Below are 24,463 nucleotides of genomic sequence, written 5' to 3'. Positions count from 1 at the left end.
CACCGCACCCGCACCCCCACCCCAGCGGGCGCCTCCTCGGCGGAGCCGAACACCCCCGCCCCCTCCAGCCGGTCGTACACCGCCCGCACCCCCCGATGCCACCGCACATCGTCATCGGCGACATCCGGCGCCGGATCACTCCGTATCCACGGCGTCCCGTCCTCCGCCAGAAACACCTGGTCCTGCCGCTCGATCGCGACGTCACCCCCCGGCGCCCGGTCCGTGTACGGCCACCCCCCGATCCCGGTCAGCCCCCACACCACCGTCGCCCGCACCCGCGGAAACCGCCCCTCCCGCCACGCGTCCGGCACCGCCTCGGTCCCCTTCTCGTCCGGCCGGAGCAGATCCCACAGCGAGGCGAACTCCGCGTCACCCGAGCGGAGCGTCCTCGTCCGCACCCCGTCGTCCGCACCGCCGCCAGAACCGCCGCCAGAACCGCCGTCCGCACCGCCGTCCGCACCGCCGCCCGCATCGCTCGGCACGACGATGGCCAGATCCGGCACGTCCTTCCCGGCCGCCCACGCCCCCGGCGCCCCCACCCCGAGGACCGCCCCGGCCACCACGAGACCCGCCACCACCACGGCCGTACGACGCCTCACGCCGCAGCCCCTTCCCACGTCACCACGCAAGCCCTCACACCGGCGCCCGCCACCAGGCCCTTGCCCCTTGGCACACCCGAAGAACCGTTCGGGGCCCACCCGTTCCCGTCGCGTACCGGAGCGGTCCCCCGGACCTGAGAGAATGATGCGCATGGCGACTGACCGACCCCGCGTGCTCTCCGGAATCCAGCCCACCGCAGGCTCGTTCCACCTTGGAAACTACCTTGGTGCCGTCCGCCAGTGGGTGGCCCTCCAGGAGACCCACGACGCGTTCTACATGGTCGTCGACCTGCACGCGATCACCGTCCAGCAGGACCCCGCCGAGCTGCGCGCCAACACCCGCCTCGCCGCCGCCCAGCTGCTCGCCGCCGGCCTGGACCCGGAACGCTGCACGCTGTTCGTGCAGAGCCACGTCCCCGAGCACGCCCAGCTCGCCTGGGTCATGAACTGCCTCACCGGCTACGGCGAGGCCCAGCGCATGACCCAGTTCAAGGACAAGTCCGCCAAGCAGGGCGCCGACCGCACCACCGTCGGCCTGTTCACGTACCCGATCCTCCAGGTCGCCGACATCCTGCTGTACCAGGCGCACGAGGTGCCGGTCGGCGAGGACCAGCGCCAGCACATCGAGCTCACCCGCGACCTCGCCGAGCGCTTCAACGGCCGCTTCGGCGAGACCTTCACCGTCCCCAAGGCGTACATCCTCAAGGAGACGGCGAAGATCTTCGACCTCCAGGACCCGGCGATCAAGATGAGCAAGTCGGCGTCCACGCCGAAGGGCCTCATCAACCTCCTGGACGAGCCGAGGACCACCGCCAAGAAGGTGAAGAGCGCGGTCACCGACACCGACACGGTCGTCCGCTACGACACCGAGCACAAGCCCGGCGTCAGCAACCTGCTCACCATCTACTCCACGCTCACCGGCGCGGGCATCCTGGAACTCGAACAGCGCTACGAGGGCAAGGGCTACGGCGCGCTCAAGACCGATCTCGCCGAGGTCATGGTCGACTTCGTGACGCCGTTCCGGGAGCGCACCCAGCAGTACCTGGACGACCCCGAGACGCTCGACAAGATCCTCGCCAAGGGCGCCGAGAAGGCGCGCGGCGTCGCCGCGGAGACCCTGGCCCGGACGTACGACCGGGTCGGTTTCCTGCCCGCCCGCCGCTGACCCCGCCGCTCACGCCGGCCGCCCCCTCGCACAGGAGGCCGCACGGCCACCGTCCGGCCCGTGTACCACCGGGCAGAGCGCTGCACATCACTACCGCTGCGCCTGCCCGGGGCACAGCCGTGGCCGTACAGTCGATAGCCGGGCGGCGTACAGCCGGCCGGCAAGGCCCGACCCGAACCGACCAGAACCGACCCGAACCGACCCGATGACCGGGGCGACGCCCGACCCGACGACGAAGGAGACGACGTGGGGACCGTAACGATCGGTGTGTCGATCGCGGTCCCGGAGCCGCACGGCACCCTGCTCCAGCAGCGGCGCGTCGGCTTCGGCGACGCCGCGGCCCACGGCATCCCCACGCACGTCACCCTGCTGCCGCCGACCGAGGTCGACGAGGCGGACCTGCCGGCCGTCGAGGCGCATCTGGCGCGGGTCGCGGCGGCCGGCCGGCCCTTCCCGATGCGGCTGTCCGGCACGGGCACCTTCCGGCCGCTGTCGCCGGTGGTGTTCGTCCAGGTGGTCGAGGGCGCCGAGGCGTGCGCCTGGCTCCAGCGGCAGGTGCGGGAGGCGTCCGGGCCCCTCGCCCGTGAATTGCAGTTCCCCTACCACCCGCACGTCACCGTGGCCCACGGCATCGACGAGGCGGCGATGGACCGCGCCTACGAGGAACTCGCCGGCTACGCGGCCGAGTGGCCCTGCACCGGCTTCGGCCTGCACGAGCAGGGGGCCGACGGGGTGTGGCGCAAGCTGCGCGACTTCCCCTTCGGCTCCACGGTGGTCCCGCCGCAGGCGACCGCCCCGGAGGACAGTTCCCTGCACGCCCGCTGAGCCCGTCCCTGCCCGCTCACATGGGCAGCAGGCGGAACAGCGGCCGCGGCACGTGCCGCAGCGCCGACATCACCACCCGCAGCCGTCCCGGCACCCACACCGTCTCCGAGCGCCGCCGCAGCCCCAGCTCCACCGCCCGCGCCACCGCCTCCGGCGTGGTCGTGAACGGCACGTCCGGCCGCTCGGTGCTCGCCGCCGTCCGGACGTACCCGGGGCGTACGACCATCACGTGCACGCCGGTGCCGTACAGGGCGTCGCCCAGGCCCTGCGCGAAGGTGTCCAGGCCCGCCTTGCTGGAGCCGTAGATGAAGTCCGAGCGGCGGGCCCGCTCCCCGGCGACGGACGACAGCACGACCAGCGAGCCGTGCCCCTGTGTTTGCAGCGCCTTCCCGCACACCAGTCCGGCCGAGACCGCGCCGGTGTAGTTGGTCTGCGCGACCCGGGCCGCGGCCACCGGGTCGCGTTCGTCGGTGGCCTGGTTGCCGGGCACGCCGAAGGCCAGCAGCACCATGTCGACGTCGCCCTCGGCGAACACCTTGCCGAGCACCGCCTCGTGCGCCTCGGGGTCGAGCGCGTCGAAGGCGACGGTACGGACGTCCGCGCCGGCCCGGCGGATCTGCTCGGCGGCCTTCTCCAGCGCCGGCGAGGGCCGCCCGGCCAGCCACACGAGCCGCGTCCGCCGCGCGATCAGCCGCCGGGCGGTGGCCAGCGCGATCTCGGACGTACCCCCGAGAACGAGCAGAGAGGTGGGAGGTCGATAACCGTCCATCATGCGCCCGACGGTATCGGTCAGAAGGGTACGTACCCTTCCAAAACACGCCGTTCCTCATGCCGCTACCGGCGCCGTCGGCGGGTAACCGCACATCGAGCGGCCGACGGGCACATCAAGCCACCGACAACAGGGGAGCGTCAGGATCATGGACTGGCTGAAAAGACTCCCCGGCGTCGGCCCCGCCCTGGCCCACCTCATGACCACCCACGCCTGGCGCTCCTACGAACGCCTGGACCGCGTCAAGTGGACCCGCCTCGCCGCCGCGATGACCTTCACCAGCTTCGTCGCCCTCTTCCCCGTCCTGACCCTCGCCGCCACCCTCGGCACCGCCGCCCTCAGCGACGCCCAGCAGCGCACCCTCCAGAACCGCATCGCCGACCAGGTCCCCGGCATCGCCGACGAACTCGACATCCACGGCCTGGTCGACAACGCCGGCACCGTCGGCGTCATCGCGGCCGTCGTCCTGCTGTTCACCGGCATCGGCTGGGTCGACGCCATGCGGGACTGCCTGCGCACGGTCTGGGAACTGCCCGACGACGAGGAGAACCCCGTCCTGCGCCGGGTCAAGGACGCGGGCGTCCTCGTCGGTTTCGGCGGCGCCGTCCTCCTCACCCTGGCCGCCTCCGCGATCGCCACCGCGCTGGTCGGCTGGAGCGCCGACCGGCTCGGCCTGGAGGAGGCCGGCTGGGGCCGCGCGCTGCTGCAACTCGCCGCGTTCGCCGTCGCCGTCCTCGCCGACTTCCTGCTCCTGCTGTACGTCCTGACCCTGCTGCCCGGTGTCGAGCCCTCCCGGCACCGGCTGTTCGTCGCCGCGCTGCTCGGCGCCGTCGGCTTCGAGGTGCTCAAGCTGCTGCTGAGCGGCTACCTCCAGGGCGTCGCCGCGAAGAGCATGTACGGCGCCTTCGGCGTGCCGGTCGCGCTGCTGCTGTGGATCAACTTCACGGCCAAACTCGTGCTGTACTGCGCCTCCTGGACGGCGACGGGCAGCAAGGCCGAGGAGGGGGTCACTCGCCCTTCCCGCGCCGCGCCGAACCCGGCAGCGGCCAGCGGCGGTTGACCAGCCAGACACCGGCGGCGAGCAGCACCAGCAGCCCGCCGGCCATCCCCAGCGCCACCCCCATCCCGCCGGACCCGCCCCGCACGGCCGAGACGGCCACCGGCTCGGCGGACGGCGCGGGCGCGGCCGTCGGCGTACCGCTGCCGGAGCCCTCGCTCTCCGCGCCGACGGGGGCGACCAGCTCACCGACCGGCGTGGCCTTGCCCGCCGCCGAGAACCCCCAGTCGAGTAGCTTGGCGGCCTCCTTGTAGACCTCGTTGTGCGCGCCGTTCTCCGGGTTCATCACCGTGACGAGCAGCACCCGGCCGCCGCGTTCGGCGACCCCGGTGAAGGTGGCGCCGGCCTTGGTGGTGTTGCCGTTCTTCACGCCGGCGAGGCCCGGGTAGGGGGTGACGTCGGTGTCCCCGGCCAGCAGCCGGTTGGTGTTGCGTATCTCGATCGTGCCGCTCGTCCTCTTCCCGCCGCTCTTGGCGGGGGCGCCGGGGAGGGTGGCCGTCACGGTGGAGCAGTACTCCCGGAAGTCCTTCTTCTGAAGCCCCGAGCGGGCGATCAGCGTCAGGTCGTACGCGGAGGAGACCTGCTTCGGGGCGTCGTACCCGTCCGGGTCGACCACGGTCGTGTCCAGCGCGCGCAGCTTCTTGGCGTGCGCCTGCATGTCGTCGACGGTGGCGTCGATGCCGCCGTTCATCGCGGAGAGCACGTGCACGGCGTCGTTGCCGGACTTCAGGAAGACGCCGAGCCAGAGGTCGCGCACGGAGTACGTCTGGCCCTTGTGCAGCGGGACCACGCTGGAGCCGGCGCCCATGCCGGCCAGGTCGGAGGCGGTCACCTTGTGCTCGGTGGTCCGGGGGAGCAGCTTGGGCAGCAGCGTGTCGGCGAACAGCATCTTCTGGGTGCTGGCCGGGGGCAGCTTCCAGTGCGCGTTGTGCGCGGCGAGGACGTCGCCGGACTCGGCGTCGGCGACGATCCAGGAACGGGCGGTGATGTCCTTCGGCAGCACCGGCGCGCCACTGCCGAGCTCGGCCTGCGTCCCGGGCAGCCCGAGCCGGGCCCCGCCGACGGCCGACATCGTCGCCGGGGGAGTGGCGGAGGCGCTGCCGGCGGCCGTCGCACCGGAGCTGGGGTCCGCACTGGCACCGGCACTGCTGCTCGCACTCGTACTCGCACTCGCACCCGCACCCGGGGTGTGCGCCGCATCCGTACTGGCGCTCGCGCCCGGACTGGGCGGCATCGGTGCCGCGAAGGCGGTGCCGGGCACCGCGAACGGCAGTGCGGGCAGGGACAGCAGCGCGACGGCGGCGACCGGCGCGCGGCGCCTGCCGTTCTTGGCGTGGGAAGCGGGCACGGAGGGCAACGTACCGGGCGAAGGTGCCGGCGTCGCACCCCCCTTCGGCCGTTCCGCGTCCACGCGGCCGGAACCAGCCGCTCCGGTTGCCGCCCCACCCGCCTGCCGGGCGCGTCCGCCCACCGGTGATACTGACCGTATGAAGCTCAGCCGACCCGTCTCCTGGTTCCTGCTCGCCTTCGGGGCGTGGAGCTGGGTCATTTGGGTCACTTTCATTAAAAACCTATGGAAAGACGGCAGTGGTCTCGCGTTCGACGACGCGGGGAACCCGACGGCGTACTTCTGGGTGCATCTGACGCTCGCCGTCGTCTCCTTCGTATTGGGGACGGTCGTCGGGGGCATTGGGTTGCGCGGTCTGCGCGCACTGCGTCGTACCGCATAGGGCGGTCACGGCGGTACGGCTGGAGGAACGGGGAACCGTGATCGTCGTCTTCGTGCTGGCCGCGCTTCTGGTGCTGGCCGCGTTCGTGGCGCTGCACTGGTGGGCGTGGCGCCGTCTGGTGCGCGACACCACGTCGGGCCCGGGTGCCGCGCGCCGCACCGGCACGGTGGTGTTCGTGGCCGGTCCGCTGCTGATGTTCGGCGCGCTGATCGCGGAACAGGCGCACGCCCCGTTCTGGCTCCAGCGGACGCTGGGCTGGCCGGGCTTCCTGTGGATGGCGCTGTGCCTGTACCTGCTGCTGGCGCTGCTCGTCGGCGAGGCGGTACGCCCGCTGGTGCGGCGGCTGGTGGCACGCCGGGCGCGCGTGGAGACACGGGAGGCGGTCCCGGAGACGGTCCCGCCGACCCCGGAACCCGAAGCGGCGGCGGAGGAGCCCCCGGCCCCCTCCCGCCGGTTGTTCGTCTCCCGGGTGGTGGGCGGCGCGGTCGCGACGGCGGCCGTCGGGACGGTCGGCCTCGGCACGTACGGCGTCCTGAACGGCCCCCGGGTGAAGCGGATCACGATCCCCCTGGCGAAGCTGCCGCGCGGGGCGCACGGCTTCCGGATCGCGGTGGTGAGCGACATCCACCTGGGCCCGGTCCTCGGCCGGGGCTTCGCGCAGCGCGTGGTGGACACGGTGAACGCGACGCAGCCGGACCTGATCGCGGTGGTCGGCGACCTGGTGGACGGCAGCGTCAAGGACCTGGGCCCGGCGGCCGCCCCACTGGCCCAGCTACGCGCCCGGCACGGCAGCTACTTCGTCACCGGCAACCACGAGTACTTCTCGGGCGCCGAACAGTGGGTGGAGGAGGTCCGCGACCTGGGCCTGCACCCCCTGGAGAACGCCCGCACGGAACTCCCCGCCTTCGACCTGGCCGGCGTGAACGACCTCCAGGGCGAGAGCGAGGGCCAGGGCCCGGACTTCGCCCGCGCGCTGGGCGACCGCGACACCTCCCGCGCGGTGGTGCTGATGGCCCACCAGCCCGCCCAGATCCACGACGCGGTCACGTACGGCGTCGACCTGCAACTCTCCGGTCACACCCACGGCGGCCAGCTCTTCCCCGGCAACTTCGTCGCCGCGGCCGCCAACCCCACGTCCGCCGGCCTGGACACCTACGGCGACACCCAGCTCTACGTCACCCGAGGCGCCGGCGCCTGGGGCCCACCGACAAGGGTCGGCGCCCCGTCGGACATCACGGTGGTGGAACTGGCGTCGAAGCAGACGTGATCCGCCCGGCCGCGCAGTGAGGCGGTGAACTCCGTCCAGGCGGCGGGAGTCCGAGGACGCCGACCGGCCGGGCGTGGCGAACCGCTCACTCCCCCTTCACCCCCGCCGGCAGCACCACCGTCACCGTCAGCCCCTTGCCCGGGGCCGTCGTGGCCGCCACGTCGCCGTGGTGGGCCTCGACCACTCCCTGGACTATGGCCAGGCCCAGGCCGCTGCCCGCCGTGGAGCCGGCGCGGAAGAAGCGGTCGAACATGCGGGCCGCGTCCTCCTCCGGCAGGCCCGGGCCCTCGTCGGCGACGGTCAGGCGGACCGTGCCGTCGGACCGCACCGCGGAGAGGCGGACGGGAACGTCCGGCAGGGTGTGGGTGCGGACGTTGGTCACCAGGTTGCCCAGCACCTGGCGCAGCCCGGACTCGTCGGCGCGGACCAGCAGGGCGCCGGACGCCGCGACGGAGACGGGGCGGTCCGGCTGCTGCGCGCGCAGGTCCTCCGCCGCGTCCCGCACCAGCCGGCTCACGTCCACGTTGCGCAGCCGCAGCTCGGGCCGCTGGTCCAGCCGGGCCAGGGTCAGCAGCTCGTCGACGAGGCGCCCCATCCGGTCCACCTCGCCGTTCATCCGGTCCCAGGCCCGCTTGCGCTCGTCCGGGTCGGTCAGCATGCCCCGCTCGTACAGCTGGAGATAGCCGCGGATCGCGGAGAGCGGGGTGCGCAGCTCGTGCGAGGCGTCGGCGACGAAGTGACGCAGCTGGGCCGCGCTGCGCTCGCGCGTGCGGTACGCCGACTCGACCTGGTGCAGCATCGAGTTGAGCGCGAGGCGCAGCTGTTCCACCTCCAGGCTGGTCTCGCGCCGCGACGGCACCCGCCGGGTCAGATCGCCCTCGGCGATCGCCGACGACGTCTCCACCATGTCCTCGAGCGGCCGCATCCGCCGCCGCACATGGACCATCGTCAGACAGAACAGCAGCGCCAGCAGCAGCCCGCCCACGGTCAGATCGAGCCGGAGCGCCTTGGCGATGCCCTGCTTCAGCCCCTCGGTCGAGGTGGCGAACAGGACGTAGGAGCCGTCGTCCAGGCGCGCGGCGGTCGCCCGGTAGAGGTCGCCGTTGAGGGTCACGTTCCGCGGTTCGTCGGCGGTGGCGAACGCCGCGGGGTCCCCGACCGCCGCCGCGAGCGCCCGCTGCGCGCTGGTCGGAGTCAGCTGGGCCACCTTCAGGACGGTGCCGTCCCGGTCGACCGCCGCGAACGTCTCGTTCGGTGTCCCCGACCCGTCGTCCTGCGGCAGCAGTCCCTCCCGGACGACGGCCATGGCGCCCAGGGAGTCCAACTGGCGCAGGGTGAGGTCCGACTCGGACAGCGAGTCGCGGTTGCGGAGCAGATGTGTGTCGATCTGGCCGAGCAGGTAGTGCCCGGCCCCCATCAGGGTGACCGTCGTCGCCGCGACCACGCCGACCGCCAGCAACGCCACGTTCACCAGCGTCAGCTGGGCCCGCAGGGAGTGCAGCCCGCGCGGCCGGCCGAACAGCCGCGGGACGGCGAGGCGGAACCCCCGCGGGCGCGCGGGACGCCGCACGTCGATGGGTGCGGGGCGGCTCGCTCCGGTTCGCGCGGGTTGGTTCGCTTCGGTTCGCGCGGGGCGCCTCATGCCAGCCCGTATCCGACGCCGCGCCGCGTCGTGATCAGCGGCGGCCCCAGCGGGGCCAGCTTGCGGCGCAGATAGCTGATGTACGTCTCCACCACCGTCGACTCCGCCGGCGCGTGCTCGTACTCCCAGACGTGGCGCAGCAGTTGCTCCTTGGTCACGACGCGCCCGCCGTTGCGCACCAGGAACCGCAGCAGCGCGTACTCGGTGGGGGTGAGCTCGACCGAGCGGCCCGCGCGGTGCACGCTGTACGTCGTCTCGTCCAGCTCCAGGTCCCCGTAGCGCAGCGGCGGGCGCTGCGGGAGGACGTCGGCGGACCGGGTGCGGCGCAGCACCGCCGTGACCCGGGCGACGACCTCGTCGATGTGGAACGGCTTGGTGATGTAGTCGTCGCCGAAGCCGAGCGCGCCGACGATCTCCGCGGGCGCGTCGCGCGCGGTCACGAACACCACCGCCAGGTCGGGCTGCCGGGCGCGCAGTTCCTTGCCCAGGGCGCGGCCGTCGCCGTCCGGGAGCATGACGTCGAGGAGTGCCGCGTCGGGCCGTACCCGTTCGGTGAGCGCGAGGGCCTCGCGGACCGTGCCCGCCCGCATCACCTGGAAGCGGTGGTAGCGCAGGGCGATCGCGAGGACGTCGGCTATGGACTCCTCGTCCTCGACCAGGAGCACCGTCGCCCCGTCCCCCGACTCCCCGCCCGCGCCGCCCTCCTGGGGACCGCGTATGTCCGCATCGCTCGTCATGGCCCCAGTATCCGCACCGCACCCCGCCGCCGGGGCGCTCGCCGCTTTGGAGTTCCTTGAGAGTGCGCCCGGCTCCATGTTCCGGCACCGGTGCCCTCCCCAATGCTGAGGGCGCAGGACCGGGGGACCTTGACCGAGGAGCGAGAAAACATGACGACACTGGCACGCTGGTGCTACCGGCACCGGCTGGTGGTGGTGCTGCTGTGGCTGGCGGCACTCATAGGGGTGGGGACGGCGGCGACCAACGCCGGCAGCACGTACGCGAACGAGTTCTCCCTGCCGGACACCGACTCCACACGGGCGCTGGACCTGATGGAGAAGGCCTTCCCGCAGAGTTCGGGGGACACCGACACGGTGGTGTGGAAGGTCGACGACGGCAAGGTCACCGACGCCGCCGTGAAGTCCCGCATCGAGCCCGCGCTGAAGAAGATCGCGGGTATGGACGGCGTCGGCGAGGTCTCCGGCCCGTACTCCGGTGAGCGCGGCGCCACGCAGATCAGCGAGGACGGGCGGATCGCCTACGCCCAGGTCACCTTCACCGAGCAGGCCTCCGCCGTCTCGAAGGATCTCGTGCAGGACGTCGTCGACACCGCGCAGGGGGCCGAACGGGACGGCCTCCAGGTGGAGTTGGGCGGTCAGGCGATCGCGAGCACGGAGGAGGCCGGCACCGGACTGGCGGAGATCGTCGGCCTCGCGGCCGCCGCCGTCGTGCTGTGGCTCGCCTTCGGCTCGCTGCTCGCGATGGTGCTGCCGCTCTGCGTGGCCGTCTTCGGCGTCGGCATCGGCGACTTCGGCATCCAGCTGATCAGCCATGTCACCAACGTCCCCGACCTCGCCCCGCTGCTCGGTTCGCTGATCGGCCTCGGCGTCGGCATCGACTACGCGCTGTTCATCGTCACCCGGCACCGGCGCGGCATCCTGCGCGGGCTCGACCCGGAGGAGGCCGCGGTCACCGCGCTCAACACCTCGGGCCGCGCGGTGCTCTTCGCGGGCGGCACGGTGTGCATCGCGCTCGCCGGCATGCTCGTGACCAATCTGCGGTTCCTGGACGGCGTCGTCATCGGCACCACCCTCACCGTCGTGCTGAGCGTCCTCGCCGCGATCACGCTGCTCCCGGCGCTCCTCGGCGTGTTCGGCACCCGGGTGCTCAGCCGCAGGCAGCGCCGCAAGCTCGCCGCCCAGGGCCCGGAGACCAGCCCGGAGCGCACGAGCGGCCTCGCCGCCCGCTGGTCGGCGCAGGTGCAGAAGCGTCCGCGGCGCACCGCCGCCCTCGCCGTCGTGGTCATGGCCGTCCTCGCGCTGCCGGTGCTCTCGCTGCGGCTCGGCACGGTCGACCAGGGCAACAACGACACCACGACCACCACCCGCCAGGCCTACGACCTGCTCGCCGAGGGCTTCGGCCCCGGCTTCAACGGCCCGCTCCAGGTCGTCGTGGACGGCGGCGGGGACAGCACCGCGCTCCTCAAGGACATCGAGGCCACCGACGGCGTGGCCCGGGCCACCGCCCTGCCGCCCGCGCACGGCGTGAGCCTCATCCAGGTCGTGCCGACCACGTCACCGCAGTCGGAGGAGACGTCCCAGCTCATCGACCGGCTGCGCGACGACGTCATCCCCGAGACCGGCGTCACCGCCCACGTCGGCGGGGTCACGGCGGTCTCCAAGGACTTCGCCACCGTCACCGGCGACCGGCTGCCCCTCTTCATCGCCACCATCATCGCCCTCGGCTTCCTGCTGCTCCTGCTGGCCTTCCGCTCGCTCGTCGTCCCGCTGACGGCCGCGCTGATGAACCTGATCGCCGCCGCCGCGTCCTTCGGCGTCCTGGTCGCGATCTTCCAGTGGGGCTGGGGTCTTGACCTGCTCGGCCTGGGCAAGGAGGGGCCGATCACCGCCTTCCTGCCGCTGATCATGCTGTCGCTGCTCTTCGGGCTCTCCATGGACTACCAGGTGTTCCTGGTCAGCCGGATGCACGAGGAGTGGGTGCACACCCGTGACAACGCCCGCGCGGTCCGCGTCGGCCTCGCCGAGACCAGCCGGGTCATCAACAGCGCCGCCCTGATCATGGTCTCCGTCTTCGTCGCCTTCGTGCTCAGCGGCAACCTGAACGCGGCGATGGCGGGCGTCGGACTGGCGGCGGCGGTCGCGCTCGACGCGTTCATCCTGCGGACGGCGCTGGTGCCGGCGGCGATGCATCTGCTGGGCCGCTCCAACTGGTGGCTGCCGGCCTGGCTGGACAAGCGGCTGCCGCACATGGCGGTGGAACCGCCGGAGGACGGGCCGGTGGGCACGGAGGCGGCTCCGGCGGGCGCGAGTGCCGCGGACGCGGGCGCGGGTGCGGCCGGTACGGGTGCGAACACGGCCGTGCACGGCTTCGTCCGGGACGCGGACGGCCGGCCCGTCGAGGACGCCGCGGTCACCCTGCTCTCGCCGGGCGGCGGACGCCGGCTGGACGGCGTCACCTCCCTGGCCGACGGCTCCTTCATCGTCTCCGCCCCGGCCCCGGGCACATATCTGCTGACGGTGACGGCGTCCCCGTACGGCGCACGGGCGCAGCGCGTGGACGTGGGCGACGAACCGCTGGTCCACGACGTCGAGCTGCGGCCCGGCGAGGTGGACGTGCTCGGCTAGCCCTTGCCCGGGTCCGCTCCGGAGTCCGCTCCGGAGTCCGGGCGCCCGCGACCCCGTCGCCCCTTGGCGGCGGGGTCCGGCATGGCCCGGGTCATCCCCGGCAGGAAGTCCGTGAACAGCTCGTGCACCTCGTGGACGAGGGGGCGCAGCACGCGGAAGCGGGAGAGGACCACGCCGCGCGCGGTGAGCCGGGCGCCGCGCTCGGCGAGCCGGTAGCTGCGCTCGCTGCCCTCCGTGCGGTCGAAGATCCAGTACAGCACCAGCCCCATCTGGGCCAGCCACATCAGCTCCGGGAGCACGTCCTCGAGGTCGGCGGGCACCTTGGTCCGGGAGCCGGCCAGCACCTCCCGCTGGAGGGCGACGACCTCCGTGCGCGCGGGCTCCGACTCGGCGGAGAAGGGGCTGAGCGGGCTGTCCGGGTCGGCCGCGTTCTTGAAGAACTGCACCGCGAACTCGTGGTACGGGGCCGCCACGTCCAGCCAGGCCTTGAGCACCCCGGCGAACCGGGCGTGCAACTCCGTCTCCCGGGCCAGGACCTCCCGGACCGCCTGCCGGTGCTCGGCGGCGATCCGGTCGTAGAAGCCCTGGATCAGATGTTCCTTGCCGGCGAAGTAGTAGTACGCGTTCCCGACGGAGACCCCCGCCTCCTGGGCGATGGCCCGCATGGTGGTCTTGTCGTACCCCCGCTCCTGGAAGAGCCGCATCGCGGTCTCCAGGATCAGGGCACGGGTCTGCTCGCTCTTGGACACCGGGAGGTCGTTCTTCGCAGGCACGGGGTCGAGCCTAGCCAGTCGGGCAGGTGCCGTCGTCGCAGGTGCCCGGGGCAGGGACAGGGGCACGGGCAGGAGCGGGTGCGGCGCCGGGGCCGCGGTAGGTCCAGCCGGCCCGCGGGTCGTAGACCCAGCCGTCCCGGCGGACGTAGGCGGTGCCGCCCCAGTGCCGGGGCCGGCCGGCCGCCGTGCGGGCCCGGCCGGTCTCCCGCCACTTCGCGGCGGCGAGCACCGCGCTGCGGGCCCCCCGCAGGCCCGCCGGGGTGGACAGCCGGTGGGCGAGCCGGCGGTGTTCGCGCAGTGCCCACAGACAGACGATCCAGGCGGCGGCCCCCCGGTAGACCTGGCCGCCGTCGCCGACGACGGTGATCTCCTCCATGGTCGCCCCGCGGTCCAGCCCCGGCAGCAGCCGCCGGGCCTCCCCGGACCCCGCCGGGACGAAGTCCAGGGGGACGAGCTGCCGTTGCCGGCCGAGCCAGCCGCGGACGAAGGTGCACAGGGCGCACCGGTCGTCGTAGAGGACCGTGAGCCGGCGGACCGGGGGCCGCTGGGCCGCGGCGGGCAGGGCCGGGGCGGCCGTCGTGTCCGGCGTGCGCATCGGGTCACGCTCCGGCGGGCGGGGCGACGTAGCCCTGCGGCGGGACCGGCGGGAACTGCTCGCGCTCCATCGCCCCGCGCCGGCGGATCCGGCTGAGCACGTACACGTTGCCCAGGTGCATCACGCCGAGGACCAGCAGCACCACGCCGAGTTTGGTCGACAGGGCCTCGAAGACCCCGCGGGCGTCGGTGACGGTGCCGTCGCCGTTGAGGTACAGCGCGACGAAGCCGAGGTTGACGAGGTAGAAGCCGACCACCAGGAGGTGGTTGACGGCGTCGGCGAGCTTCTCGTTCCCGTGCAGCACGTCGGCGAGGAAGATCCGCCCGTTGCGGCTCAGCGTCCGGGCGACCCAGATGGTCAGGGCGATGCTGATCACCAGATAGATGACGTAAGCGACGACTGTGAGGTCCATGTCCCCACCCCTTCTTGAACGCGTTCAAAACGCTGTCGGGGATGACTGTAGACCTGTTTTTGAACACGTTCAAGCGAAGGTGGGTCCGGGGCGTACGGGAGGGGTGCGTGCGGCGACCGGTGGGCGCCCTCAGCGCGCGGCGGCCGTGCCGCGCTGCGCGGTGCGTCCCAGCTCGGGCCGCTTGGTGTAGTCGGTGAAGCCGAGGACGTTCCCCCAGGGATCGGCGGCCTCGACCGTCCACCCCGTGGCGACGGCGAACGGCTCGTCCAGCGGGCGCACTCCGGCGGCGGCCAGCGTGCGCGCCGTCACGCGCGCGTCGCGCACCTCCAGCCACACGCGGGGCGCGGCCCACGGCGGCGGCCGGTGGCCGAGGCCCTCCTCGTGCCGCAGGAGCAGCCCCGGGGTCTCGCCGCCCACGCCCAGCAGGGCGATCCCGGCCTCGTCGAGCCGGAACCGCAGCGGGAAGCCGGCCGCCTCGTAGAAGGCCACGGCCTCGTCGAGGTCCCCGACGGACAGCAGCACGTTGTCGAAGCCGAGCAGCTCGTACGACTCGTCGTCTGACATGCCATCAGATTAGGTGGCCGGTTCCCCGGGACCCGTGCACACCGGCGGCGGGGTCACCCGCCCGGACGAGACGTGGACCCGACTTCTCTTCGGGAGGGTTTCTCCTGCAAGATGACCTGCACTCATACTTATGCACATCTGATGCCAGGAGTGGTCGCCGTGACCCAGCCGCCCAACCAGCCGCCGCAGCCCCCGAACCAGCCGCCGGGGTACGGCTACCCGAACTCGGGCGAACAGAACCCCTACGGGGCCGCGCCCGGCGCCGGTCCCTACCAGCAGCCGCAGTACGGCTACCCGCAGGCGGGCGGCTACCCGGCGGGCGGCGCCGTGCCGCCGCCCGGTGCCTTCGGCGGCGACCCCAACGCCCCCTACGGCTACGACCCCTACGGGCGGCCGTACTCCGACAAGTCGAAGATCGTCGCGGGTGTCCTCAGCATCTTCCTCGGCTACCTCGGCATCGGCCGGTTCTACATCGGGCACGTGGGTCTGGGCATCGCCCAGCTACTCACCTGCGGCGGCCTCGGCATCTGGTCGCTGATCGACGGCATCGTGCTGCTCACCAGCAACAACACCACGGACTCCAACGGACGGATCCTGCGTGGCTGACGCGGGCCCGCGCACCGGACGGATGCCGGCCGGTCCCCGGCCGGCCCTCCGGTGGCTGCCGCCCGTGCTGCGCCGCCCCGAGGCGGCGCCGCTCGCGGTGGGCGCCGCGGGGCTGGCGGGCGCCGCGTACCTCTACGGGACGAACCCGCACGAACCCGGGCACGCCCTGCCGGGCTGCCCCTTCCGGTTCGTCACCGGGCTGCTCTGCCCGGCCTGCGGTGGCACCCGCATGGTGTACGACCTGATGCACGGGCAGTTCGCGCAGGCCTGGCTCGACAACCGGATGCTGCTGCTCGCCGCGCCGTTCGCCCTCGTGCTGCTCGGCCGCTGGGCACTGGAGGGGCTGCGGGGGCGCCGCTGGCGCCCCGAACTGCGCCCGCGCACCCAGGTGTTGATCCTCGCCCTCGCGGTGGCCTGGACCGTGGCGCGCAACATCCGCTGAGCGGAGCTTTGTTGCCCCACCGTCAGGTTTCGGCCTTGACCGACGCTTGGTCATTGTTTGATCACGGGATGACTACAAATGGCCGTTTACTCTCCCTGGGCGTGAGCGGACTCTCTAAGCTCCCTGCTCACAGGGGGGATGACGTGTGCTGCACGACCTTCGGCGAACTCTGCCGCAGGTCCCTCCTGAAGCGCCCGGAGCGATGTGCTCCGGACACATTTCAGTCATTCAGGAGCCACACCATGACCGTCCCCACCCCTGACGCCCCCTACGGGTTCGACCCCCAGGGCCGTCCCTACTCCGACAAGTCGAAGATCGTCGCCGGCATCCTCCAGCTCTTCCTGGGCACGCTCGGCATCGGACGCTTCTACGTCGGCTCCGTGGGCGTCGGCATCGCCCAGCTCCTCACCTGCGGCGGCCTGGGCTTCTGGGCCCTGATCGACGGCATCATCTTCCTCACCAGCAACACCCGCACGGACGCCCAGGGCCGAGTCCTGCGCGGCTGACCGGTTCCGGTCAGGGGGGTGCCCTCCCACCCCCCGGCACGCCGCAGGGCCCGCTTCCCCGAGGGAAGCGGGCCCCACGCACGTGTACGACGGCTCCGGCCGGAGCCGGAGATCAGAGGCGCCGGGTGATCAGCGCCCGCTTGACCTCCTGGATCGCCTTCGTGACCTCGATACCGCGAGGGCAGGCGTCCGTGCAGTTGAACGTCGTCCGGCACCGCCAGACGCCGTCCTTGTCGTTCAGGACCTCCAGCCGCTGCTCCCCGGCCTCGTCACGCGAGTCGAAGATGAAGCGGTGGGCGTTCACGATCGCGGCCGGCCCGAAGTACTGGCCGTCGTTCCAGAACACCGGGCACGACGAGGTGCACGCCGCACACAGGATGCACTTCGTCGTGTCGTCGAAGCGCGCCCGGTCCTCGGCGGTCTGCAACCGCTCGCGGGTGGGCTCGTTGGTGTCCTTGGTGATCAGGAACGGCATCACGTCCCGGTACGCCTGGAAGAACGGCTCCATGTCCACGACGAGGTCCTTCAGGACCGCCATGCCCTTGATGGGCTCGACCGTGATCGGCTTCTCGGGGTTGATGTCCTTGATCAGCGTCTTGCAGGCCAGCCGGTTCTTGCCGTTGATCCGCATGGCGTCGGAACCGCAGATGCCGTGCGCGCAGGAGCGGCGGAACGTCAGGGTTCCGTCCACGTCCCACTTGATCTTGTGGAGAGCGTCCAGGACCCGCTCCTTGGGGTCCATCTCCAGCTGGAAGTCCTGCCAGGTCGCCTCGGCCGCCACCTCGGGGTTGAAGCGGCGCACGCGCAGGGTGACCGTGATGTACGGGGAGTCGGCGAAGCCGGGCTCGGGGGTGCCGGCCGCGTCCGCCTTGTCCAGGGTCGGGGTTGCCATCAGTACTTACGCTCCATCGGCTGGTAGCGGGTCTGGACGACCGGCTTGTAGTCGAGACGGATGGACTCGCTGCCGTCGTCGCCCACCTCGCGGTACGCCATGGTGTGGCGCATGAAGTTGACGTCGTCGCGGCTCGGGTAGTCCTCGCGGTAGTGACCGCCGCGGGACTCCTTGCGGGCGAGGGCGGAGACGGCCATGACCTCGGCCAGGTCGAGCAGGTTGCCCAGCTCGATCGCCTCCAGGAGGTCCGTGTTGAACCGCTTGCCCTTGTCCTGGATCGCCACGTTCTTGTAGCGGGCGCGGAGCTCGGCGATCTTCTCGACCGCGGTCTTGATCGTCTGCTCGGTGCGGAACACCATGACGTTGGCGTCCATCGTCTCCTGCAACTCGCGCCGCAGGTCGGCCACCCGCTCGCTGCCGGTGGAGGAGCGCAGCCGCTCGATCTGCGCGACGACGAGGCTCTCCGGCTCCTCGGGGAGCTCCACGAAGTCCGCCTTCTGCGCGTACTCCGCGGCGGCGATACCCGCGCGGCGGCCGAAGACGTTGATGTCGAGCAGCGAGTTGGTGCCGAGCCGGTTGGCACCGTGCACGGAGACGCAGGCGACCTCGCCCGCCGCGTAGAGGCCCGGTACGACCGTCGTGTTGTCGGTCAGGACCTCGCCCTGGACGTTGGTCGGGATGCCGCCCATCGCGTAGTGCGCGGTGGGCTGGATCGGGATCGGGTCCGTGTAGGGCTCGATGCCGAGGTAGGTGCGCGCGAACTCGGTGATGTCGGGCAGCTTGGCGTCGAGCTGCTCCGGCGGCAGGTGGGTCAGGTCGAGGTAGACGTGGTCGCCCTCGGGACCGCAGCCGCGGCCCTCGCGGATCTCCGTGTAGATGGAGCGCGAGACGACGTCGCGGGAGGCGAGGTCCTTCATGACCGGCGCGTACTTCTCCATGAAGCGCTCGCCGTCCTTGTTGCGCAGGATGCCGCCCTCACCGCGGGCGCCCTCCGTCAGCAGGATGCCCATGCGCCAGATGCCGGTCGGGTGGAACTGGAAGAACTCCATGTCCTCCAGCGGCAGTCCGCGCCGGTAGACGGCCGCCTGGCCGTCGCCGGTGAGCGTGTGCGCGTTCGACGTCACCTTGAAGAACTTGCCGGTGCCGCCGGAGGCGTAGATCACGGACTTCGCCTGGAAGACGTGGATCTCGCCGGTGGCCAGCTCGTAGGCGACCACGCCGGCCGACTTCTTGACGCCGTCGACCTCGGTGAGCAGCTGGTCCAGGACGTAGAACTCGTTGAAGAACTCCACGCCCTCCTTGACGCAGTTCTGGTACAGCGTCTGGAGGATCATGTGGCCGGTGCGGTCCGCGGCGTAGCAGGAGCGGCGGACCGGGGCCTCGCCGTGGTTGCGGGAGTGGCCGCCGAAGCGGCGCTGGTCGATGGTGCCGTTCGGCGTGCGGTTGAACGGCAGGCCCATCTTCTCCAGGTCGAGGACGGAGTCGATGGCCTCCTTCGCCAGGATCTCGGCGGCGTCCTGGTCGACCAGGTAGTCACCGCCCTTGACCGTGTCGAAGGTGTGCCACTCCCAGTTGTCCTCCTCCACGTTGGCCAGCGCGGCGGCCATGCCGCCCTGCGCGGCGCCCGTGTGGGAGCGGGTGGGGTAGAGCTTGGTCAGCACGGCCGTGCGGCTGCGCTTGGTCGACTCGATGGCCGCGCGCATGCCCGCGCCGCCGGCGCCGACGATGACAGTGTCGTACTTGTGGATCTTCATGATTCTCGCAGCCCCGTGCCTAGCGGATGTTCGGGTCGAAGGTGAAGATCACCAGCGTGCCCAGGACGATCGTCCACACCGTCGCGGTGTAGAGCAGACCCTTGAGCCACAGACGGCTCTTCACGCTCTCCGCGTAGTCGTTGATGATGGTGCGCAGGCCGTTGGCGCCGTGCAGCATCGCCAGCCACAGCATCGCCAGGTCCCAGACCTGCCACCACGGGGAGGCCCAGCGGCCGGCCACGAAGGCGAAGCCGACCTTGGAGACACCGCCGTCCAGCACGAGCTGGATCAGCAGGTGGCCGATGACCAGGAAGACGAGGACGACGCCGGACAGCCGCATGAACAGCCAGCCGTACATCTCGAAGTTGCCGCGGGTGGAACGCGGGGTCTTCTTGGTGCGCTTGCGCGGGGGCTCGATGACGGGCGCCGGGTTGTCGACGCCGTACGAGGCCTCGTACGCGCCGGAGCCCTCGACGGGGCCGATTCCGGTTGCGGTGGTCTCAGTGGACATGCGCGTCAGCTCCCGAACACGACTCGAGCGGCGTGACCGAGGACGGGGTAGATCGCGCCGAGCATCAGCACGATCCACACGCCGACGACGGTCCACAGCATCTGCTTCTGGTAGCGCGGGCCCTTCGACCAGAAGTCGACGGCGATGACCCGCAGGCCGTTCAGCGCGTGGAAGAGGATGGCCGCCACGAGGCCGTACTCGAGCACCGCGACCACGGGCGTCTTGTACGTCGATACGACGTTGTCGTAGGCCTCGGGCGAGACACGGACGAGTGCGGTGTCCAGCACGTGAACGAACAGGAAGAAGAAGATGAGGACGCCGGTGACTCGGTGAGCCACCCAGGACCACATTCCTTCCCGGCCGCGGTACAGCGTTCCAGCCGGCACGGAAGAACCCTCTCCAGAAGCGGGGACTGGGGCCTGCCGGCTTCGGTGTGTCGGACGGGCCCGGCCGGGTACGGTCCACCGGCCCCGGCCATCGTAGCGACGTGTTGTCGGAACGCTTACCCGGCCCCTGCCGATGTGATCAAACTGGCAATCAATGAGGCACGTACGGCCTACTGGGACGTTCCGAACCGGGAGATTCCGGGGCGGTCCCCTCCGTAGCGGCTGTGCTGTCGGCGTAGTCCCGGACGAGCCGGGCGAGGCGGCCGCGGGCCAGCCGGCGCAGCTCCTCGGCGGCCGCGACCCGCTCGTCCTCGGGATCGTTGTTCCATCGTGACCGGATTCCGGCCAGCACCTGATCGGCCGCCTCGTCCGGCGCCACATCGTCCAGACAGATCACGAACACGTGTCCGAAGCGGCTCTCGTACGCGGCGTGCGCGGCGCTGAGCGCGGTCTGCGCGGCGGAGTAGGCGCCGTCGGGGAGCAGGGTGAGCGACTCGCCCGCCAGTGCCTCCGCGAGATCGGCCGGCGCCAGGTCGTACGCCGCCTCGTCGGCCGCGGCGAGCAGGGCGGGCAGATCGGGGTAGGGGCGGTGGGCGGCGATCCGGCGGGCCCAGCGCAGGCTGCGGCAGCAGGTCAGCAGGGCGCGCTCGGCCTCGTCTGCGGGGACCGTGTTGAAACGGTGCGGGTCGGGCGTGAGGTGCGGGCGGTGCGCGGGCAGCGTGGGTCCTCGGCGAGGCAAGGCCGCGGTGGTGTGTGCACGCGGCGTGTGGGTCGGCAGGGGATGAGGTGACAGAAGTGACATCACGTTATCGAGGTCGGTCGGAGGCTGTCCGCGGAAGTCCGGGATTTCACCCGGACGGGGAAGTTTCGGAACCGGCGGTGGACGTGGGGGGTCGGAGGAGGTCGTGGGTGTCGGTGGTGGGCCGTAGGTTCGGAGGAGTGAACAGGGACGTGTGCGTGCGGGTGGGTGTGGCGGAGTGCTGAGGTGAGGGCCGGCGTGGAGAGGAGGCTCGTGCGGTGAGCGGCCGGAGGAGAAGGGTCCCGGATCCCAGGACGCCCGGGGGGCGCCGCGGGTTGCTCCTGGGCGCCGGGGTCGTCGTGGCGGGCGGCGCGGTGGCGGCCGCCGTGACGCTGTGGCCCGCCGGTGACGGCGGCGGGGGCGGCGGGACGCGCGCCTCCGGCAGCGCCTCGGCGGGGGCGGGGTCCCCCAGCGCCTCGCCGTCGCCGAGCCGCAGCTATCCGCTGTCGAAGCCGCCGCGCACCATCCCCGCCGTGCGCGCGCACACCGCCGCCCACGGACCGGGCTGGCGCCCGGCGTTCGGCGCCCGGGTCGTGGTGGACGACGACGCCCTCGCCGGCGAGGGGAAGCTGCTCGCGGGCGAGCTGAGGATGACGTACGGCGGGCGCGGCGGGGCCCGGGCCGGGGACGTGGAGCTCGCGCTCGGCGGGAGCGGCGGCGCCGAGTCGTACACCCTGACGGTCGGTGACGGCCGGGTGCGGATCGCCGGGCCGGGCCGGTCCGGCGTCTTCTACGGCACCCGCACGCTGAAACAGGAGGTGCACGACGGCGGCACGGCACCCGAGGGCGTCGTGCGCGACGGGCCGGCCAAGCCGGTGCGCGGGTTCATGCTCGACATCGCCCGCAAGCACTTCACCGCGGACTGGATAGAGGACCGGGTCCGCGAGCTGGGCGACCTGAAGTACAACGAGATCGGGCTGCACTTCTCCGACGACCAGGGCTTCCGCATCGCCTCGGACACCCACCCCGAGGTGGTCTCCAGGGAGCATCTGACCAAGGCGGAGGTGAAGCGGATCGTGGACCTGGCGGCGAGCCGGCACATCGCCGTCGTCCCCGAGATCGACTCCCCGGGACACCTCGGTGCGGTGATCGCTGCCCACCCCGACCTCCAGCTGCGCAACGCGGCGGGCGCGTCGGCGAGCCGGGGCACGCTCGACATCTCCAAGCCGGCGGCCGCGAAGATCGTCGACGAGCTGCTGGAGGAGTACGCGGACCTCTTCCCCGGTTCCGACTGGCATCTGGGCGGCGACGAGTACCAGGCACTGACCGCGTCCAACCCGGCCGCCTCCTACCCGCAGCTCGCCTCGGCGGCCGTGAAGCGGTACGGGGCGGGGGCGACCATCGCCGATCTGGCGACGGGCTGGCTGGGCGACCGCGCGGCGGTGGTCAACCGGAACGGGCGGACGCCCCGCGCCTGGAACGACGGCTTCTACCGCTCGGTGAGGAAGGCGAGCGTCTCCAAGGACATACGGGTCGCCTACTGGACGGGCAAGGAGATCGGGGCCCGGCAGCCCACCGAGTACCTCGCGGCCGGCCGCGAGGTCGTCAACTACAACGACGAGTTCCTCTACTACGTGCTCGGCGAGCCGCAGACCTTCGTCTACCCGACCGGGCAGCGCATCTACGAGCAGTGGACACCCCGGGTGCTGCGCGGCACGACGGCGGTCCCGGCCTCGTACGACGACCGCATACGCGGCGGGGTGTTCGCGGTCTGGTGCGACCTGTCGGGCGCGCAGACCCAGGACCAGGTCGCGGCCGGCATCCGGATGCCGCTGCGGGCGCTGGTGCAGAAGCTGTGGGACCCGGGGACGCCGGAACTGTCCTGGAAGGAGTTTCAGGGCCTGGCGGACCGGGTGGGGTGAGACGCCGGGCGTGAACAGGCGGGAACTGGCCGGAAGTTGACTGTCGGGGGGTGGTGCGCGAGGGGCGGAAGGGGGTCCTGGGTCGCCTGTGTTCTGTTGCGCTTCGTAGTGGCAAAGCGCGTTTCCCGTGAGAAAGTGGCGCCTCGCGAGGCGTTCCGGGGAGGGGCGATGAGTCTTGTGGACCTGATCGGCGAGGCCGACGCACGGGGGCTGGCAGCGAGCGGGTTGGCTTGTTTGGACCGGTGCGTGCCGTTGCTCGGGGGCGGTGACGAGGTGCTGCGGCGCCTGTGGGCCTGCCTGGCCGGGGACGAGGGCGCGGCGGGGGAGTGGGGCGAGTGGGCGGAGCGGGTCGCCAAGGCGCGGGGTGAGCTGCCGGGCGCGGGGGACCACGCGGCCGACCCGGCCGTCGTGGCGGCACGGGGGATGCTCGACGGGGTGCCCGACGCGCTGGGCGAGGAGGCCCTGCGGGTGTGGGCCGAGGAGTGTTCGGTCGCCGCGCTCCGGGTGCACCGGCTGCTCGACCCGTCCGCCCCGGGCGGCGGTCCCGACCCGGTGGCGGCGTACCGCGAGGGGCGTACGGAGGGGGCCGCCCCGCTCGTCACGGCGGAACTGCGGCGCCAGGCGGCCGTGCTGGAACTGGTCGCCGAACACGGGACGGCGGGACTGCGGCCGGCGCTCGAGGTGTGCACGGAGGGCCGGCGGGTGCTGCGTGCGGTGGTCTCCCGGCGGGCGCGCGGCCGGAGATGACCGGGGCGGCGGCCCGGGTCCGGCGGCCGCCGGTGGACCGAGGGGATGTGCGCGGCGGGCCCTGAAGCGACGGCCGGGGCCGCCACCCCCCACAGGAGAGGCCCCGGCCGTCGCGTGGCACGGGTCGCGCGGCGGCCCGCACTTCCTACAGCGCCGGGCCTGCGTTTTCTGTCACACCGCGGCTCGTCACGAGTCGGTTGCGGCCCGTGGAGACGTGGACGGGGACCGGTTTCACGCCGTAACGTGCCATTCGCGCCGGACTGCGAAGCCCACCGTACGGACGACGACCGACGAACGCACGGTGGGGGGCGGCGCCGGTGCGGGCGCAAAGGGAGTAGCGGTGGGGGACGACGCGGAGCTGACCGCCGCGGTGTGCGCGGCTCAGGACGGCGACGAGACCGCGTTCCGGACCGTGTACCGCGCGGTGCACCCCCGGCTGCTCGGGTACGTCCGCACGCTCGTCGGCGACGCGGACGCCGAGGACATCGCCTCCGAGGCCTGGCTACAGATCGCCCGTGACCTGGGACGGTTCAGCGGGGACGCCGACCGCTTCCGCGGCTGGGCCGCCCGTATCGCCCGCAACCGGGCCCTGGACCACATACGGATGCGCGGGCGCCGCCCGGCGATCGGCGGCGACGAGAGCGAACTGGCCGGCCGGGCCGCCGAGTCGGACACGGCGGGCGAGGCCATCGAGGCGCTGGCCACCGACCGCGCCCTGGCGCTGATCGCCCGGCTGCCGCAGGACCAGGCGGAGGCGGTGGTGCTGCGCGTGGTCGTCGGCCTCGACGCCCGGACCGCCGCCGAGACGCTCGGCAAACGCCCGGGCGCCGTCCGCACCGCAGCGCACCGGGGTCTCAAACGGCTCGCGGAGCTGCTGGGAGCGGACGCGGAGTCAACGGGCGCCCTTGATGCGCTCCCCCCACAGAGGCAACCGCGGGTACGCGCGGTGACGTCCGCAAGTGTGACGCGGTCGCGTTCGCGGACGCAGAAGGATGTGTGATGGCCGACGAGCAGTACGGGTGGCTGGACCGCGACGCGGCGGAGCGTCTGTTGCGCGGGGAGCCGCTCCGAACCGTCGACGACGAGGCCCGTGCGCAGGCCGAGCAATGCTCATGACTTGTGGATCGGTCTTCGGGACGGCACGCGAAGGGCGTACCTTCCCGAATGATCCTGTATCGGTCACCAAGTCAGGCCCGCG

General features: G+C 72.3%; 26 protein-coding genes. 12 read left to right on the top strand and 14 right to left on the bottom strand.

The window, feature by feature from the left end:
* The coding region (locus tag IO29_RS28925; protein WP_037840631.1) for a hypothetical protein at positions 1-599 on the bottom strand (599 nt) is incomplete at its 3' end.
* A 151-nt stretch (positions 600-750) separates the two neighbouring features.
* Here IO29_RS28925 and trpS point away from each other — a divergent pair.
* Together trpS and IO29_RS28915 are read left to right on the top strand one after the other, a co-directional pair.
* Positions 751-1,764, top strand: coding sequence for a tryptophan--tRNA ligase (gene trpS, locus IO29_RS28920; RefSeq protein WP_030382825.1), 1,014 nt, complete (start codon positions 751-753; stop codon positions 1,762-1,764).
* A gap of 246 nt (positions 1,765-2,010) precedes the next feature.
* Entirely contained in the window at positions 2,011-2,589 is a 579-nt protein-coding gene (locus tag IO29_RS28915; protein WP_030382826.1) for a 2'-5' RNA ligase family protein, read from the top strand.
* A 16-nt stretch (positions 2,590-2,605) separates the two neighbouring features.
* Here the strand turns inward: IO29_RS28915 and IO29_RS28910 are convergent, their stop codons facing one another.
* Positions 2,606-3,361, bottom strand: coding sequence for a decaprenylphospho-beta-D-erythro-pentofuranosid-2-ulose 2-reductase (locus tag IO29_RS28910; RefSeq protein ID WP_030382827.1), 756 nt, complete (start codon positions 3,359-3,361; stop codon positions 2,606-2,608).
* Between the two features lie 145 nt (positions 3,362-3,506).
* Between IO29_RS28910 and IO29_RS28905 the strand changes: the two genes are divergently transcribed.
* On the top strand, positions 3,507-4,418 hold the full coding sequence (locus IO29_RS28905; protein WP_030382828.1) for a YihY/virulence factor BrkB family protein: 912 nt from the start codon (positions 3,507-3,509) through the stop codon (positions 4,416-4,418).
* Here IO29_RS28905 and IO29_RS28900 read toward each other — a convergent pair.
* On the bottom strand, positions 4,366-5,763 hold the full coding sequence (locus tag IO29_RS28900; protein WP_030994093.1) for a D-alanyl-D-alanine carboxypeptidase family protein: 1,398 nt from the start codon (positions 5,761-5,763) through the stop codon (positions 4,366-4,368). The genes IO29_RS28905 and IO29_RS28900 overlap by 53 nt on opposite strands.
* A gap of 139 nt (positions 5,764-5,902) precedes the next feature.
* Between IO29_RS28900 and IO29_RS39755 the strand changes: the two genes are divergently transcribed.
* Both IO29_RS39755 and IO29_RS28890 read left to right on the top strand, forming a co-directional pair.
* Entirely contained in the window at positions 5,903-6,145 is a 243-nt protein-coding gene (locus IO29_RS39755) for an SCO4848 family membrane protein (RefSeq protein WP_030382830.1), read from the top strand.
* A 37-nt stretch (positions 6,146-6,182) separates the two neighbouring features.
* The gene (locus IO29_RS28890) at positions 6,183-7,412 is read left to right on the top strand and encodes a metallophosphoesterase (RefSeq protein WP_030382831.1); all 1,230 of its coding nucleotides are present in this window, start codon (positions 6,183-6,185) and stop codon (positions 7,410-7,412) included.
* An 85-nt stretch (positions 7,413-7,497) separates the two neighbouring features.
* On the opposite strand, the gene IO29_RS28885 is transcribed toward IO29_RS28890, so the two are convergent.
* Both IO29_RS28885 and IO29_RS28880 read right to left on the bottom strand, forming a co-directional pair.
* Positions 7,498-8,982 (bottom strand): sensor histidine kinase, encoded by a 1,485-nt coding sequence (locus tag IO29_RS28885; protein ID WP_420705403.1) that lies wholly within the window; start codon positions 8,980-8,982, stop codon positions 7,498-7,500.
* 68 nt (positions 8,983-9,050) lie between these two features.
* Entirely contained in the window at positions 9,051-9,719 is a 669-nt protein-coding gene (locus IO29_RS28880; RefSeq protein WP_030382833.1) for a response regulator transcription factor, read from the bottom strand.
* Positions 9,720-9,941: 222 nt separating this feature from the next.
* Here IO29_RS28880 and IO29_RS28875 point away from each other — a divergent pair, with 222 nt between their 5' ends.
* Positions 9,942-12,416: an MMPL family transporter gene (locus tag IO29_RS28875; RefSeq protein WP_234307678.1), complete on the top strand. Its 2,475-nt coding sequence runs from the start codon at positions 9,942-9,944 to the stop codon at positions 12,414-12,416.
* Here the strand turns inward: IO29_RS28875 and IO29_RS28870 are convergent.
* From IO29_RS28870 to IO29_RS28855, 4 genes are all read right to left on the bottom strand, one after another.
* Entirely contained in the window at positions 12,413-13,189 is a 777-nt protein-coding gene (locus IO29_RS28870; protein ID WP_030994092.1) for a TetR family transcriptional regulator, read from the bottom strand. The two genes, IO29_RS28875 and IO29_RS28870, sit on opposite strands and share 4 nt — an antisense overlap.
* 10 nt (positions 13,190-13,199) lie before the next feature.
* A complete protein-coding gene (locus IO29_RS28865) occupies positions 13,200-13,784 on the bottom strand; it encodes a thiol-disulfide oxidoreductase DCC family protein (RefSeq protein WP_078618538.1) in 585 nt (194 codons plus the stop codon).
* 4 nt (positions 13,785-13,788) lie between these two features.
* Positions 13,789-14,196, bottom strand: coding sequence for a hypothetical protein (locus IO29_RS28860; RefSeq protein ID WP_030382837.1), 408 nt, complete (start codon positions 14,194-14,196; stop codon positions 13,789-13,791).
* A gap of 129 nt (positions 14,197-14,325) precedes the next feature.
* On the bottom strand, positions 14,326-14,760 hold the full coding sequence (locus IO29_RS28855; protein WP_030382838.1) for a VOC family protein: 435 nt from the start codon (positions 14,758-14,760) through the stop codon (positions 14,326-14,328).
* Between the two features lie 159 nt (positions 14,761-14,919).
* Between IO29_RS28855 and IO29_RS28850 the strand changes: the two genes are divergently transcribed.
* The 3 genes from IO29_RS28850 (at position 14,920) to IO29_RS28840 (ending at position 16,314) form a co-directional block, all read left to right on the top strand.
* A complete protein-coding gene (locus tag IO29_RS28850) occupies positions 14,920-15,366 on the top strand; it encodes a TM2 domain-containing protein (RefSeq protein WP_030382839.1) in 447 nt (148 codons plus the stop codon).
* Between the two features lie 22 nt (positions 15,367-15,388).
* Positions 15,389-15,808 carry a DUF2752 domain-containing protein gene (locus IO29_RS28845; RefSeq protein WP_051707980.1) on the top strand — a complete coding sequence of 140 codons (420 nt, stop codon included), beginning with the start codon at positions 15,389-15,391 and terminating at the stop codon, positions 15,806-15,808.
* Positions 15,809-16,050: 242 nt separating this feature from the next.
* Positions 16,051-16,314 carry a TM2 domain-containing protein gene (locus IO29_RS28840; RefSeq protein WP_030382841.1) on the top strand — a complete coding sequence of 88 codons (264 nt, stop codon included), beginning with the start codon at positions 16,051-16,053 and terminating at the stop codon, positions 16,312-16,314.
* Between the two features lie 112 nt (positions 16,315-16,426).
* Here IO29_RS28840 and IO29_RS28835 read toward each other — a convergent pair whose 3' ends face one another.
* The 5 genes from IO29_RS28835 to IO29_RS28815 form a co-directional block, all read right to left on the bottom strand.
* The gene (locus IO29_RS28835; protein ID WP_030382842.1) at positions 16,427-17,206 is read right to left on the bottom strand and encodes a succinate dehydrogenase iron-sulfur subunit; all 780 of its coding nucleotides are present in this window, start codon (positions 17,204-17,206) and stop codon (positions 16,427-16,429) included.
* On the bottom strand, positions 17,206-18,960 hold the full coding sequence (gene sdhA, locus IO29_RS28830) for a succinate dehydrogenase flavoprotein subunit (protein ID WP_030382843.1): 1,755 nt from the start codon (positions 18,958-18,960) through the stop codon (positions 17,206-17,208). The genes IO29_RS28835 and sdhA overlap by 1 nt, the downstream gene beginning before the upstream one ends.
* Before the next feature lie 19 nt (positions 18,961-18,979).
* On the bottom strand, positions 18,980-19,471 hold the full coding sequence (locus IO29_RS28825; RefSeq protein ID WP_030382844.1) for a succinate dehydrogenase hydrophobic membrane anchor subunit: 492 nt from the start codon (positions 19,469-19,471) through the stop codon (positions 18,980-18,982).
* A gap of 5 nt (positions 19,472-19,476) precedes the next feature.
* Positions 19,477-19,857, bottom strand: coding sequence for a succinate dehydrogenase, cytochrome b556 subunit (sdhC, locus tag IO29_RS28820; protein ID WP_078618539.1), 381 nt, complete (start codon positions 19,855-19,857; stop codon positions 19,477-19,479).
* Between the two features lie 151 nt (positions 19,858-20,008).
* Complete coding sequence (locus IO29_RS28815; protein WP_420705402.1) at positions 20,009-20,659, bottom strand: 2-oxo-4-hydroxy-4-carboxy-5-ureidoimidazoline decarboxylase; 651 nt, start codon at positions 20,657-20,659, stop codon at positions 20,009-20,011.
* Positions 20,660-20,931: 272 nt separating this feature from the next.
* Here IO29_RS28815 and IO29_RS28810 point away from each other — a divergent pair, with 272 nt between their 5' ends.
* The 3 genes from IO29_RS28810 to IO29_RS28800 all read left to right on the top strand — a co-directional run bounded on the left by IO29_RS28810 (position 20,932) and on the right by IO29_RS28800 (position 24,265).
* Entirely contained in the window at positions 20,932-22,518 is a 1,587-nt protein-coding gene (locus tag IO29_RS28810) for a beta-N-acetylhexosaminidase (RefSeq protein ID WP_030382847.1), read from the top strand.
* Between the two features lie 168 nt (positions 22,519-22,686).
* Positions 22,687-23,265, top strand: a complete 579-nt coding sequence (locus IO29_RS28805) for a hypothetical protein (protein WP_030382848.1) — start codon at positions 22,687-22,689, stop codon at positions 23,263-23,265.
* Positions 23,266-23,605: 340 nt separating this feature from the next.
* The gene (locus IO29_RS28800) at positions 23,606-24,265 is read left to right on the top strand and encodes an RNA polymerase sigma factor (protein WP_030382849.1); all 660 of its coding nucleotides are present in this window, start codon (positions 23,606-23,608) and stop codon (positions 24,263-24,265) included.
* The last annotated feature ends 198 nt before the right edge of the window (positions 24,266-24,463 follow it).

Origin of the sequence: Streptomyces sp. NRRL F-6676 (assembly GCF_000725625.1) — a bacterium.
In the GTDB taxonomy this organism is placed as follows: domain Bacteria; phylum Actinomycetota; class Actinomycetes; order Streptomycetales; family Streptomycetaceae; genus Streptomyces.
The sequence above is the reverse complement of the archived record's forward strand: the minus strand, read 5'-3'. Positions and strand labels throughout refer to the sequence as shown.

What these genes read in the sequence shown, in the direction of transcription:
- trpS (WP_030382825.1), top strand. Translation starts at nt 751, where the DNA reads ATGGCGACTGACCGACCCCGCGTGCTCTCCGGAATCCAGCCCACCGCA.
- IO29_RS28910 (WP_030382827.1), bottom strand. Translation starts at nt 3,361, where the DNA reads ATGATGGACGGTTATCGACCTCCCACCTCTCTGCTCGTTCTCGGGGGT.
- IO29_RS28905 (WP_030382828.1), top strand. Translation starts at nt 3,507, where the DNA reads ATGGACTGGCTGAAAAGACTCCCCGGCGTCGGCCCCGCCCTGGCCCAC.
- IO29_RS39755 (WP_030382830.1), top strand. Translation starts at nt 5,903, where the DNA reads ATGAAGCTCAGCCGACCCGTCTCCTGGTTCCTGCTCGCCTTCGGGGCG.
- IO29_RS28875 (WP_234307678.1), top strand. Translation starts at nt 9,942, where the DNA reads ATGACGACACTGGCACGCTGGTGCTACCGGCACCGGCTGGTGGTGGTG.
- IO29_RS28865 (WP_078618538.1), bottom strand. Translation starts at nt 13,784, where the DNA reads ATGCGCACGCCGGACACGACGGCCGCCCCGGCCCTGCCCGCCGCGGCC.
- IO29_RS28860 (WP_030382837.1), bottom strand. Translation starts at nt 14,196, where the DNA reads ATGGACCTCACAGTCGTCGCTTACGTCATCTATCTGGTGATCAGCATC.
- IO29_RS28855 (WP_030382838.1), bottom strand. Translation starts at nt 14,760, where the DNA reads ATGTCAGACGACGAGTCGTACGAGCTGCTCGGCTTCGACAACGTGCTG.
- IO29_RS28845 (WP_051707980.1), top strand. Translation starts at nt 15,389, where the DNA reads ATGCCGGCCGGTCCCCGGCCGGCCCTCCGGTGGCTGCCGCCCGTGCTG.
- IO29_RS28840 (WP_030382841.1), top strand. Translation starts at nt 16,051, where the DNA reads ATGACCGTCCCCACCCCTGACGCCCCCTACGGGTTCGACCCCCAGGGC.
- IO29_RS28835 (WP_030382842.1), bottom strand. Translation starts at nt 17,206, where the DNA reads ATGGCAACCCCGACCCTGGACAAGGCGGACGCGGCCGGCACCCCCGAG.
- sdhA (WP_030382843.1), bottom strand. Translation starts at nt 18,960, where the DNA reads ATGAAGATCCACAAGTACGACACTGTCATCGTCGGCGCCGGCGGCGCG.
- IO29_RS28825 (WP_030382844.1), bottom strand. Translation starts at nt 19,471, where the DNA reads ATGTCCACTGAGACCACCGCAACCGGAATCGGCCCCGTCGAGGGCTCC.
- IO29_RS28815 (WP_420705402.1), bottom strand. Translation starts at nt 20,659, where the DNA reads ATGTCACTTCTGTCACCTCATCCCCTGCCGACCCACACGCCGCGTGCA.
- IO29_RS28805 (WP_030382848.1), top strand. Translation starts at nt 22,687, where the DNA reads ATGAGTCTTGTGGACCTGATCGGCGAGGCCGACGCACGGGGGCTGGCA.